6 protein-coding genes are annotated in these 13,063 nt (G+C 50.3%); 3 read left to right on the top strand and 3 right to left on the bottom strand.

Annotated elements, in window-relative coordinates; translation table 11 throughout:
• Positions 1-230: 230 nt before the first annotated feature.
• The 3 genes from FJ146_17630 to FJ146_17620 all read right to left on the bottom strand — a co-directional run bounded on the left by FJ146_17630 (position 231) and on the right by FJ146_17620 (position 5,610).
• Positions 231-1,709 carry a hypothetical protein gene (locus tag FJ146_17630; protein MBM4253791.1) on the bottom strand — a complete coding sequence of 493 codons (1,479 nt, stop codon included), beginning with the start codon at positions 1,707-1,709 and terminating at the stop codon, positions 231-233.
• 95 nt (positions 1,710-1,804) lie between these two features.
• Entirely contained in the window at positions 1,805-3,577 is a 1,773-nt protein-coding gene (locus FJ146_17625) for a hypothetical protein (protein MBM4253790.1), read from the bottom strand.
• Between the two features lie 122 nt (positions 3,578-3,699).
• The gene (locus tag FJ146_17620; protein ID MBM4253789.1) at positions 3,700-5,610 is read right to left on the bottom strand and encodes a hypothetical protein; all 1,911 of its coding nucleotides are present in this window, start codon (positions 5,608-5,610) and stop codon (positions 3,700-3,702) included.
• A gap of 616 nt (positions 5,611-6,226) precedes the next feature.
• On the opposite strand from FJ146_17620, the gene FJ146_17615 reads away from it, so the two are divergent.
• From FJ146_17615 to FJ146_17605, 3 genes are all read left to right on the top strand, one after another.
• Positions 6,227-7,933 carry a multicopper oxidase family protein gene (locus FJ146_17615; GenBank protein MBM4253788.1) on the top strand — a complete coding sequence of 569 codons (1,707 nt, stop codon included), beginning with the start codon at positions 6,227-6,229 and terminating at the stop codon, positions 7,931-7,933.
• A gap of 217 nt (positions 7,934-8,150) precedes the next feature.
• Positions 8,151-10,670, top strand: coding sequence for a hypothetical protein (locus FJ146_17610; protein MBM4253787.1), 2,520 nt, complete (start codon positions 8,151-8,153; stop codon positions 10,668-10,670).
• Between the two features lie 33 nt (positions 10,671-10,703).
• On the top strand, positions 10,704-12,836 hold the full coding sequence (locus tag FJ146_17605; GenBank protein MBM4253786.1) for a hypothetical protein: 2,133 nt from the start codon (positions 10,704-10,706) through the stop codon (positions 12,834-12,836).
• Positions 12,837-13,063: the final 227 nt, after the last annotated feature.

The following is a 13,063-nucleotide window of genomic DNA, read 5'->3' as shown; positions in this document are numbered from 1 at the left end:
CCAGAAACACCCAAACCACAGACAAATATAAACGATAAAAAGGTTATAGTTTTCAATTTTTTATCCCTTACTTTGAGGCGTTGAGGTAGTGCCAGTGCATAATTTAAAGCACGGCGGTGACGGGGGCATATTGAGCTGATGACGTAAAGTCAAGGAATAAAAACAGTTGCAGAGTGGCTACTCACCTCACAGGAGTTTTGCCTCGTTGGATTGCGGGGCCTGCCGGTCCACTACTGCAAGCAGGCCTCGTAAAGTTCGACGCCGAACGCCTCATCGCGGCACGATTGGGGTTCACTCCCATGGGAGGGGTGACGGCATTCGAAGTAGGACTCGACGCCATGACTTTTGTCGCGGCATTCGTAGAATTCTTCAATGCCATTCTCAGCGAGGCGACACGACTTGAAGCCTTTTCTGGCATCAGCCTCGAGACCGCAGTTGGGATTAGGAGCTAGTTTGTAAGTTCTGATTCCACAGTTGATCGAGCTTCCAAGCTTGTGGAGTCTCACAGTGCAAGCTGAAGATTCAGTCAGCCTGTAAACAGTCGGAGCCTTATCCCGACAGACTTCGCCGTAACCAAGGTTGTATCGCTCAGGTCTACACTTGTCGGAACGCTTCAGTTGCTTGCGTTCTGGCCTGATTGATCCTACTTCGCTTAGATCGTAAGTTCCAATCTCAGAACGTGTACAGGTCGTCTCGAGTGATGCACAATTGGAGTGAACCTCTGCCAGCTTGTCGAACTTGGACGAAAACTCCGCGAAGATCGATTTGGCTTTCGCAAGAGCATCATCCTGCCGATATCGTTCCGAGTCACGGACCATGTAGGTCACAAGATCACGAGTGTCGAGTATGTTTAGATACTTAGATTGCAGATCGGTCAAAACTTCAGCAGCCATTTTTTGTAAATCGTCTGGGGGTACTGTGGATTTTTCGTAAGCCTGGACCGAAATAATCCCGATTTTGCCGTTATCATAATCCGCAGTATCTATAGTGCCTTTCAATAAACCCTTGATGTCCTTGGCGCCCAGATTCTCACTCGATATCTCCCGGGAGCTGTCAATTATCCTGATTGTTACCGGATAGGAATCACTGAAGCCCTCTAGCTGGTGGGTGAGCTTGGTGACGCCATCGTCGGAATATTCTTCGGCGTTGTTCAGAGCTTTAAGTGATTCCCTTACAGCCATGCGGTTGGCCGCGTCTTCGACATTCACGCCAACTAACAGATGGACGAAGTGGCCTTGTTGCGCCTGCGAGACATAACCATCGCCACACATTGCGCGAAATACTTTCCAATTAGTTTGTGACTCAAACTTACTGTTCAGATGACCCGCTGGTGCGAAATATTTGGAGCTCGGTCCACCTGTGAGACTAATGAGCGCCCACTCATGAGTCGGGTGTAGCGAGACGGAGCCAATTTCCTTGGCGCGTCGCGACGCGGTATCGACGTACCTACTAGCTTGAGCACCAGACAAGAGGTGTCCCTTTCCAGTTTCTAAAAGCTCAAGAAGATCTTTATGAGTGCCTACTCTTGCAATGTTGAGCCGCCAAGGTTTCACTACTTTTTCGGTCTTAATTCTGTCGAATGGAAGATCCAGACAGTTCTGGCCTACCTCGCCATTAAGTAGGTTGACAGAGGCGCCAATTGTCGAAAATTTGTAGGCCGCGATATCCGCTTTTGTAGTACTTTTTGCCGCCTGCCTACATGACACCATCGGCGCGCTTGATGATAATGCCAGACTTATAGGTAGAAGGTAGCTAAGTTAAAGCCGTTTAAGATAATGTTTCATAGCGAAACTCCGAGTTTGTTTTAAAATTTGGCTCTTGGGCAGATTTGACGCCGGGCGACGCCAAATGAAGGGTCAGAACAAGCGTGGTAAGTAGCTGGGCCACAAACTGGGCCGGTACCCCAGTTATCCAGTTCGACACCGAAGTCGGGATGCCGACATTCCTTGGGAGTCTCAATGCCGAAATCGGTATGCGCACACTTGTTGCAGCCGCGGGCTCTAGCGACCCAGCCACCTGGACCACACCTGTCGCAATCATGCTGAGAGTTGAAAGTTTCTCCCCCACAGATGGAATCCCTCCGGGAGTTATACAATTCTGGGCCGAAATCTTTGTGACGGCAAGTTTGATAAGTGGCGGGAGCGCATGGTGGCTCAGCCTTGACCTTGAACTCAGCCGGCGGACAGAATTCCCATTCACCTAGTTCGATAGGATCCGTCGGCTTTGGTTTTTGAATTTCTGTTATGGCCGCTAAGATTGGCTGCAGAGTTTCTTCGTTACAATCCTTGTCGTTGTAATGTTCCATACACAGCCTGTAAGCTGCGGTGATTCTTTCTTTCAAAATAGCTAGGTCTGTTTGATTCTTCGCCATCAGAGCCTGAGCTTCAGGCGTGGCGAGAGCTGGAAACTGGTACGGATTGCTCTGAGCGAATACAAATACTCTCTCAGCACCCGTTGCCGCCATAAGGGCGTTAGCTGCGGCCTGCAGGAAGTATTTGCGTTTGCTCAGAATTGGCTTCAGGTTCTCAAACATCGGGATCAGCCCCATGCTGTCGTAGTCAGCAAAGGAGCGATGAAAGACTTTGTCCGAGTGATCGTTTGGTACAGCAATGACTGACTCAATAGCTGGTCCTTGACGGATTTTACCCTTGATGGTGCTGATGTGCTGACCGATTAAATTATGAGCGATATCTGTGTCCGCCCTAAAAGTAGTTGTTGGAATTTTCTGACGCGGCTCCCGCCAAACGGCATCCCGAGCAGCCATGAATTTCTTCCACTCTTGATAAATATCTGCGCCAGAGAGTGCTCCTGATACGGTCGTCGGTCTTTTGCCTTTCGTGAAATAGATGACAACAGACTGACGTTTGTCGGTCTCTACCATGCCGATGTAGCGGTCGAAGTTCTTGAATAAAGTCTCAGCGTCGCCCGCTGAGTTTGTAACCATTTCAAGATTCTTGAATGCAGTAGAACTAGCATTCTCGACCGTTGTCGTTGCCTGATGCCAGATGTCTAGTACAGTGAAAGCGAGAAAGTAGGTACCCTCTTCTTCAGCAGCGACAAGGCCCGTGCCACACTGTTTGAGGAAATCCTCATATTTTCCTTCGTTTAACAGATTGAGGTACTGTTGAGCTAGACGAGCAGTTCTTACACTTCTTAGCTTTCGCGACTCAGAAAATGAAATCGCTGCTACGGGTGTATGCTCAGATATCGGTAGCTTTGAGAGGAGAGCTATCTCACCGCCTGGTCGCGGGTTATAGCCGCCAGCACTGGCCACAATATCGACGAGATTCATTCGTGTCGCTGAGTCATTGACGAGGAAGTCGGCTAGGTCGCGTTGACCTCGTAGTAAACGAGCGCGCGGAAAAATGGCCAGGGGCGTTTCGCCTGTTGAGACACTGTAGCCGCCAATTTCTAGCTCGGCCAGACAGTTGTTGGCTGGAGCCCCAGTCGTCGCGTTGATGGCTTGCCCGATGTGGTAATCGAACACACTAGCGTTATTTTTCACCTCAGACTTGTTTTGATTGATACGGCAACCAAATCCTAAGATCGCCATGCTTAAAAGCAAAAACACACGCATAAAGCTTCCTACCAGTTGAATCCGCGGTCGTCTGCTGGACCGTCGTGATTGCATTGTTATGATATAGGGCGGGGGCTAATTCAGACAATGTTCCTGGTTCACCCCCGCCCTCATCAGCCAGACTACTTATAGTAATCTTCTTCCCTAATTGGCCTCAGCTTGCCGTCAGGTTCAGCCACGATGACGCAACGGGGCTCAGATTCGACTTCGCATCCTGGATGCCTGCTTTGTCCATACTCTTGAGTTCCATTTGCGGGATCGATACACGTCGTATACTCTTCCACGATGGCATTGCCATTCCCGTCCAAGAGAGCGCACTCTTTAAAAACATCAGGACCGAATTTGGAGCTTTCGCAGGATTTGCAAGATGTAGCGTTATTCCAGCCCCAAGAGCGACCGCAAACGCCGCAATCGTGCTGCGACTTCCAACGCTCTACACCGCATCGCGCAGCGCGTTCGGTTTTGACTGTCTTAATCCCGCAATTTTTGTGAGGTGCGCTCTTGTACTTCGTGGGGATGGATTTGTCCTCACATACTTTGTAAACAGGAGTGAGACCGAGATCGCGGCAAAGTGAATGGTTTTTCAGCTCCGGTGGTGGCAATAACTTCAGCCCAGCAAGTAGCTTGTTGACTTCTAATTCCTTCTTGAGTTTGACGAAAGTTTTATAACGGACGAATTCCAAAGTGTCCGGAGCATCTGCCAATCCGACGATCAGCGACTCGTCTAAACATTTGGTCTCGTCCAAAGTGCAATCGGCAGCAAACTTTTCTATAAGCAATATGTAATTTTCCAATTTATCAATCAGCTCTTGTAGTTCCAGCCTCTGATCTGAATTCAGGCCAGGTAGTTTGACGCCGCCCGGATCACTAGCGCCTACGCCTCTTGTATCAGTGACCATGTAAGGTTTTTGTAGAGCATATTTGGCAAATGCTAGCTGATCACGAGCCTTGCCGTACGGCCGCGCCAGCTGCTCCAGCTGTAGTCTTTTCCCCTGCTGCGTTATGATCTCTTGACTGTGGAGCAGTTTGGAGAAGCTTGGAATATTTGCCCATGTTTCACTCGAAAAAGAGATTGGAACATAAAGCATTTCATTTTGAACCTTGCGAATCCAAGCTTCGGTATCAGCAATCAAACCATCCGGTGTCATCTGAGTTGCTAGATGGTCTAGTGTTCCACCAAGCTGTAAACCGGTAACGGAGACAGCGGAACTGGTTGAGATCGAGGACAGGGTCTGGCGGAAGCCCATTTCCCCTTGTCCAGTCATGGCTTTTACTTGGAAGCGGGCCGAGATATCCTGTTTTTGTATATCTGATGCATCTTTGATTTCGAGCAGAACAAAGCGACGCGCGCCAAGTGTCATTTCTGTTATGATTTCGTCGCCACACGTATTGGTCCAAACTTTACCACCACCTTCTACCCCGTTTGGAGGCACAAAAGCAGTGTCGATCCGTACGGTGTCATTTTTTGTTTCGAGCTTTATTCTAGACGAAGCGATGCGGACATCAATTAACAGGTAGACACTCGATTTCGTGAAACTAATTGACTGTGCGAATTTAGCTGAAGCAGAAACTGCGAATGCTCCATTGGTAAACTTTCCAGCGCCGGCAACTTCTAATTGGCGTTGGAAATCGTGACTATCCCTAATGTAGTTAATAACCCAGACGATCTGGTTCGGCCGAACCGCCACCCTCACAGGCATGGCATCGCCGGGCTGTATGGTTGGATCGACTCTATTTTTGGGGTCGGCTGGATTAGCGTTTTCAGGAGGCTTTTTGTACCGATCGATATATAGATCATAGCTGTCAGCATAGGTCCTAATGATGTCTTTTTCTGGATTAAAGATCAGGCAAGGTGCACCGATCACACCTGTGGCCGCATTTATTCCTCGTCCCAAATCAATGCGCTCGACGTCAGAATCATAGCGGGTAGCCAGGGTGGAGTTTTTCTTTTTGACACATGCGGGGGTTGTCAGTAACGCTGAGAGCATCAGAAAACTGCTGAAAATCCGTTTCTTTTTTCGTAACCATTTCATGACTGTGCTTCCCTTTTCATGCCTATTGGGTGATTTATCCCCGCAAAAAAGAATAAAAAATATTCCCGTCTAGGCAGTAGGGGCTACAGAATGGAACGGAAAGGCAATCCAGTGCGACTGAGCAGTAAACTTATTCTCAAATACGAGGCAAGTTCTCTTGCTCCAAGTGGTGTGCCACAGCAATTGAGGTTCATCGCTGTTCAGCTCGGGTTGCGTGTGCCTAAATCATAAGGCGCTGTTTATAGATGAAAAGGCTCTGGTCCACTCAGTAGATTGCTGCGTATTAAGTGATGCCAAAGTGTAAAAAGAGTTGCCATCAATGGCTTGTCGCTTGATGGTGCCGGGATCAGGTAAGCGACGGCAAATCGCTTCATGTGAATTGTGCGCCCCGTGTGTGGATGTTGAGATACCTCGTCTTTTTTTCTTGAGGCACATGGCCCTACGGGCAAGTGACTTTCGACTTTACAGTTGTGTGAGTTGTCAAATGCCTGAGCATTTATTTTAAGTCCGGAGCCACCTGATTCAGGCATCTACGGGGCAGATCTCCCCTTAGGATCGCGAAGAACTGCTATGCTGCTGACATCGTATTGAATTAAGGTAAGGTGACCAAGCAACCATGTGGAGACAAGTCATGCCTAAACTCTTATGTTTGCAAATTATGTTGGCGGTAATTGCAGTTCAAGGGTGCACAGTCAATGGTGCAGCTCCGGCAGTCGCTGAGGGTGTAGTGGGGAAAGATAGTCCTGCGGCGTCTACCTCTCCGGTCACCAGCGACACATTTCCTACCAGCACTGAGGGACTACCGGAAGCCACTCCGATGCAGATCGTGGAACTTAAGGACGGAGATACCTTTCTTCTGACCGCAGCACCGGTCAAAGAGCGGATCAATGGCCAATGGACAAGGCGGTTAGCCTACAATGGCTCGGTGCCAGGTCCGATACTCCGTGTTAAGCAGGGTAGCTCTGTCCGCGTCACGCTGAAGAATCTGACTGACGTGCCGACAAGCTTGCATCCCCACGGACTAAGACTCGATTATCGCAATGACGGTGTGATTGGTATCGGTCAGATGAAGCCGATTGCACCGGGCGAATCTTATGACTACGTGCTTACGTTTCCCGATGCCGGCGTATTTTGGTACCACCCACATATCCGCGAGGACTACAGCCAGGGGCTGGGGATGTACGGCAACTTTTGGGTGACACCCAAGGACCCCCAGCATTACAACCCCGTTCATCAGGAAGTGGCGCTTCTGATCGATGATGCATCGGTTAAGGACGCAGCCCCTTTCTACCGTGACCGCGTGACGCACACGCTCATGGGGCGCTACGGCGATGTGACTTTGATCAATGGTCAGGATCACTTTCAGCTGCAGACTAAAGTTGGGGAAGTCAGTCGCCTTTACCTGACAAATACCGCTAGCACGCGCACCATCAAGTTTGCGCTGCCTGGAGCACGCATGAAACTGGTCGGCAGCGATGCCGGACTTTACGAGCGTGAGACGTGGGTTGACAGTGTGATTGTTGCTCCGTCCGAGCGCTACATCATCGAGGTCCATTACGGCAAGCCAGGTAGCTTTGATATTCTAAATAATAAACCCGATGCCCCGGTCATTATTGGGAAGGTGGTAGTCAGCTCTGACAGGGCTAAGGCGTTGGCACATGATTTCGGAAACCTAAGGTCACCGGGATCAAATATTACTGAATTGAAGGCTGTGAAACGTAAACTAAACGGCAAGGTTGATAAATATTTGACGATAAGTTTGACGATGCAGTCAGATCACAAATCTAGCTCTCATGCATCGCATAATATGCCAAGCATGAATCATCAGGGACACGGGCAACATCAAGGTGGTCAAGCTGAACATGCCGGTCACGCCGGTCATCACGGCCACCAAATGATAGCTCCCAGTTTATCTCCAGCCGATCGCGGCATCGAGTGGACGGACGAGATGGCAGCGATGAATCGTGCCAGTGATGATAAGACCATTGTGTGGCAGCTCATTGATACGCAGACTAAGGCCACGAATATGGACATCAACTGGCAGTTCAAGCGTGGAGACTACGTTAAGATCCGTGTCTTTAATGATCCCAAGTCGTCTCACCCGATGCAGCATCCTATTCATTTTCACGGTCAGCGCTTTGTGATCGCCGCCGTCAACCGCAAGCCAAATAAGAATTTGGTCTGGAAGGACTCGGCCCTCGTGAGACCTGGTGACACCGTGGATCTGGTGCTAGAGGCCTCTAACCCAGGCAAGTGGATGGCTCACTGTCATATCTCGGAGCACCTCCACGCCGGGATGATGCTCGGATTTAAGGTGGACTAAACTACGGTGGTCTTAGCGTTCATCGATTTAGGGAATCAGCTGAGTCAAGCGTTCCAGCAAAAGTACCCGCGTTTGCATGTGTAACTGGATGACATGTCTCAATAAAGTTTGGTATTGCCAGAGATCCTAAAGTTTTCTGCCCAGTTTGCCGATAATCCCCTATACCGGACCCTTATTGGTCACTGATTCCCTTAGAGGTAACGCTAACGGAGGCTTCATGCTGTCTCGTTACCTCGCTATAAGTTTTACGATCGCAACCCAGTTCAGCTGCGGTGGCGAATCGGCTAAATTCGCCGGCGGCGTGAAATATGCGGCGGCTAGGGCCGGCGATGTTCAGGCAAAGCTGCCAGATGCACTAGCGCTGAGTACTTTTGTTTACGGCCTTACAGTTGCTGGCGGTTCCCCAGTCGTGGCGCAGGCGCGTGTACCAGCGCTACCTAATGTTATGCTGGGCGAGAACAACAGCCCCCTTTCCGATGCCGCATTAGCAAACTGGAACGTTGAGATTCACTTAGTTGGGTCAGAGCCGACCGTTTACGGTCCGGTTACCACGAGTGACCTCGACGTCAGTAAATCCACTGGCATGGTAACGGCGCAGGCCACATTCAAGGAAAAAAACGGAGTCCGGCAAGGAACCGCCTTTGCCAGTTTTTTCGTTGATGCTGAAAAACCTGTCCCCAATTTGCGACGCATGGAGAATACGGCGGACGGTAAGGGCTCTAAGGTTTACTGGTCAGCCAACGACAACTACCGGGTGAACCGCGCCAACACCATACTCATTGCCTGTCGTGACGAAATCGAAGCTTTCGCGCCCAAGAATGCTCAAGAGGCTTCCGTGCTGCCTCCGGGGTGCAAAGTTCTAGCGAGGGGCGAGGAACTGTTCGCGCAACCCTCGATCATTAACGTTGGCCAAGTCGCCATTGGTGATGCTTCGATTGACGGAGCTGCCGCGCATATCGGGCTCTACACTGAAGACGCGGTTGGGACGCCAAATTTTACGTGGATTGAGGAACCCGCTGAGCAATTAGCGCAGCTCGAGCTGAGCACAACGCCGTCCACGGTGATCTACACCTCACAAGATGTTGCCAAAATAAGCGCCAACCTCTTGTCCGTTCGCGAGACCGGAACCGTGGCGATTCATCAGCAGGCGAGCGAATGGGTTAAGTACCGTATCAGCGCGCTACCAGTATCGAATAACGGGTCTGGCACCGCGACGAGCTTCGTGCCACAACTGTCCATACCCTTAGGTAGTAGCGACGGCCTATACACATATGCATTGCAGGCAGAAGAGATTGCGACTCAGACCAAGTCTAACAAACGCGACGTCATCGTCGTCAGAGATACCCTGAGTCCCGTAGTTACGGGTATCCAAGTCTCGGTCCTTGAGGGGATTTTGACACCGACATCAACAGTGACGATTAACTGGACAGCGACTGATGCTAACAAGATTAGTTCGCAATCTCTCTCCATCAGGCAGACCGGATCGGACGGGTTTACCGCATTGGCTACAGTCGCTGGTGGTCAAAACTCATTCACGTTCGTCTGGGGGGATCGTCCGGCTAAAGGTTTTGAAATACAAATCAAAGCGGTCGATCCAGCCGGTAATATAGGTATCGGTACCTCATCCAAGTGGACTCCTCAAGTATTCAATGCGGCGCTGCTTACCTCATCGGTTGACTGTCTTTTCTGTCACATCACTGTGCACGGTGACCTCGGTGGTATCAACTTCTCGAGCACGCCGCACGAAAGCACGGGTAAATTCTTCACTGTGACGGGTAAGGTGTACGGCACTAACAACGTGCCCAGTTTACTTGCGGCAACAGCCCGCTCCGGAGTGCAACCGAACTACAATAATTCTCCCTTAGTTATGTTTCCTAAAAACGGTCAATGGCCAGTGCTCACTGCCGCCATCCTGAAACCACGGATGAACGGTACACTCAGACTTGGCAATATCATGGTGATCAGGAACCATCAGGGTAACCTGATTCTAGATGGTTCCAAACCAGGCCAACCCATTGTGCTCAACGGCGAAGTATTCATCGAAGGTGATGTGGTAATCAAAGGATCTTACACGGGTATTGGTACGATTTACGCCAACAACATCTATGTTGTCGATGATGTCGTTGCCACGAAGAGCGCCTTTCCCTTTGACGAGGATCCTGCCAAGGCTGTGGTACAGGCTGTGAGTTCGATAGCGAGAAAAGACGATGCACTCTATTTGGGTGCCCTGAATCAGGTACTGGTTGGTAACTACACGACCAAGTTAGCTGACTCTTGTGGTCCCAATGGTGCCGGCATCACATGCGTCAGTGCCGATCCGTATTCTTGGATATCTCGAGCGGACTTCGAGGCATTAGGTCGTAAAGCTACGCTGCTCAAGGACGTAAACGGCGTGGCCCACGCACTTCTGCATCAAGACTATGACCCAACGGGTACTGATGAGCGGGCCCAAATAGAAGTTAACCGTGTCGATGCCTTTATTTACGCCCAGCGTAATCTGCAATGGCGCTCTTATGCAAACATTCTGCTCAACGGTGGCTATATGGCGCCTTATAGCGGTGTGATGAGTACAGCGCCATACCGGACCACGATACACTCGGAAAATGCGGCTATCAATTGGGCGTTAAACCCACGTAACGGTTTGCCCGTGACCAGAAATGTCATTCGTTATGACTACCGCCTCCGCGTTGGTGGTGGTGGATTTGAGACGGTTAAATCATATTTTGATCAAAATTAAGGCGCCGCTTCATGGCGGGGTGAAATTATGTGCATGAAAAAGCAAAAATATTGGTGTTTACATTTACGATTGATCCTCGGATCGGTATTTTTTATCCTGTCTTGCGGTCACGAATCCGTCATCACGAAAAATCGGCGCTCATCTGCTAACGCTGTCGCAACGCCCGCTATCGCATTGACGGTCGAATCGAGGCTGCGCGATGCTGTTCGTACAAACACGGTCAAGCATGCGCTTAAGACTAATTTAACTATCCGGAACTCGAGCAATCAAACTTTAACAGACGCTCTTTCACGCTTTGTGACGACCATTAAGGTCACAGGTCCTTCGGGTAATCAAGTTCCGGTCCTAAATAGCGAGCTCAAACCTGTTCCCAATAGCGAGCAGATTGGAGCCACGGCTTCGTGGGAGATCTTATTGGCGGACAGCAATGGTTCAGCTGATGGAGAGTATAGCATCACGATCACGGCGATACCGCCTGTTGCCCTTAAGCTCGACGGTGTCGATTTGCCAGCGCCCTGGACGGCCAAAGTAGCTCTAGACAGCACCCAGCCAATGATAGCGACAAAAAGCGTAGTCAATCGTCGATTGGCCGATGGCATGCGTCTCCTCTCAGCTTATGCTTGGGTTACCAATAAGAACGAGGCCAACTGCAAGGTCGGTGAACTCAGGAGTTCAGATGTAACCAAGGTGCTTCCGGTAGAGCTTCAGTTGACGAAAGATGAAGAATTACTCAAGAAATTCAACCTTGGCGCTTCTACTCCTTTGGCACTCATTGCTGATGTGGCGATACCAAAAGATTTTGTTGATCCCTTCACTCTGTATGTGAAATGCACCGACGCGGCGGGGAACAGCGCAGAATATATTCAACCTGTAGGCGTCAATCTGCCGCAGTTTGCTTTTACGGCCAAGGCCTTAGCTACTGATGCCACAGTGCCAGGGTCCGTGCCGGGGAACGATCGCAGCGTGAGTTTTGTCAAGCCTGGCGTGATTAAAGTAGCTCTCAGTTTAGTCGATGCGACTAGCGGTCAGGCTTTAACGCAGGATTTTGTAACCAGCATTGCATCTACTATGCGGGTCACATTTACAGAAAAGACGCCAACCACTATCGAGGAACTGAACACAAGCAAACAAGTACTTTGGTCCCAGCCGTATGCCGATACGATATCGCTCACGTTGCCCTCGAGCTACGAGGGTGAAAAGACGATCTACGCCAGTTTAATCAGCATAGACGTGACTAAGAACCACCAGCAGCTTGTGGGCACAGTCCCTATACGCTTATTTGCAGCGACCATACCAAGTAACATCTCCTGGATGACTGGCGCGCAATTTATTCCGTTTGCGGCCAATGCGCCGCTCTCGGGGAAATTTCAGATAACCAGCTCGCAAGCTCCACTGACCGCAATTGCTCCGATCAGTTTGGAGTACACGACAAACAACGAGACATGGTTGCCTTTACCCGCGAAAGTCGCTCTTGAAAGTGCAGTAAGCGGGTCAAGCTCCAAGATCTATACTTACAATTTCAACTACCCATTAGCGACGGAGCAACCGTTCCGTATCCGGGTTAAGGCTACAGATATAGCGGGTCATGTTGGGGTGTCTGGTATCAGTGCTAGCCTCATAGGACGGCCAACTCTGGCCCTATCCGTGGCCCAAGCGGAACGAGATGCCTGCGCAGCATCTGGAACACCAAAGTCCAAGTTTAAGCCGTGGTTTGCTAGCGCCGTTCTCTGCCAATTTGCCGATGTATTAGGACAGAGAAGTGGTCTATACCACGCGCAAATACTCTTGCAAAATCGTGGGGGAGCTCCCGTTGAGTTTTACTCCACCTCAAGTATAGCGCCGGGTATGGGTTACCGTGTGCTCGTTGATGGTGTGCAAGTCGCACAAAATCGTTTGCTTGGAAACATCGTCAACGGTACGCCACAGCCTCCATCTGCCTTTGCCCTTGCAGCAAATGCTTCGTCCAGTTTATTTAGTTTCGCAGTGCAATCGGCTTGGCTACAGGGATCAAAGGTCGCGATTCAATTCGATCGCGAAGATACCGGCGTCAACTCCATCGCTAACTCTTGTTATGCCCAGGGAGTCGATTTCCCGGAGGTTGTTATCCAGGATAAAGCCGCAGGTTTGACCCCGCTCTCAGGTGCGTTGCCTTGTGACGGAAATTAGCCGCGGCAGTAACGGCAAACACTGGTAGGTGGGTGATAACGCGTGATAATCGTTGGCAGGTCGATGCCCAATTGATAATTTGTCTAAAGTTACGGGCGACCTTTGCCGAACACCACGTGTGGCGTACGTAAGTACTCAGGGAAGGTGGCGATGGAATTCACGGCGAATCATGCATTATGGTGGCTAGGGCTGGGTGTGGCGCTACTCGCCATGGAAGTCCTCACAAC

The organism is Deltaproteobacteria bacterium, from assembly GCA_016874735.1.
Classification (GTDB): Bacteria; Bdellovibrionota_B; Oligoflexia; order Oligoflexales; family CAIYRB01; genus CAIYRB01.
This window is presented reverse-complemented; position numbering and strand designations above follow the sequence as displayed.

Excerpts from the sequence above, each read along its gene's own strand:
- FJ146_17630 (MBM4253791.1), bottom strand. The coding sequence starts at position 1,709 with ATGGTGTCATGTAGGCAGGCGGCAAAAAGTACTACAAAAGCGGATATC.
- FJ146_17605 (MBM4253786.1), top strand. The coding sequence starts at position 10,704 with ATGAAAAAGCAAAAATATTGGTGTTTACATTTACGATTGATCCTCGGA.
- FJ146_17610 (MBM4253787.1), top strand. The coding sequence starts at position 8,151 with ATGCTGTCTCGTTACCTCGCTATAAGTTTTACGATCGCAACCCAGTTC.
- FJ146_17625 (MBM4253790.1), bottom strand. The coding sequence starts at position 3,577 with ATGCGTGTGTTTTTGCTTTTAAGCATGGCGATCTTAGGATTTGGTTGC.
- FJ146_17615 (MBM4253788.1), top strand. The coding sequence starts at position 6,227 with ATGTGGAGACAAGTCATGCCTAAACTCTTATGTTTGCAAATTATGTTG.
- FJ146_17620 (MBM4253789.1), bottom strand. The coding sequence starts at position 5,610 with ATGAAATGGTTACGAAAAAAGAAACGGATTTTCAGCAGTTTTCTGATG.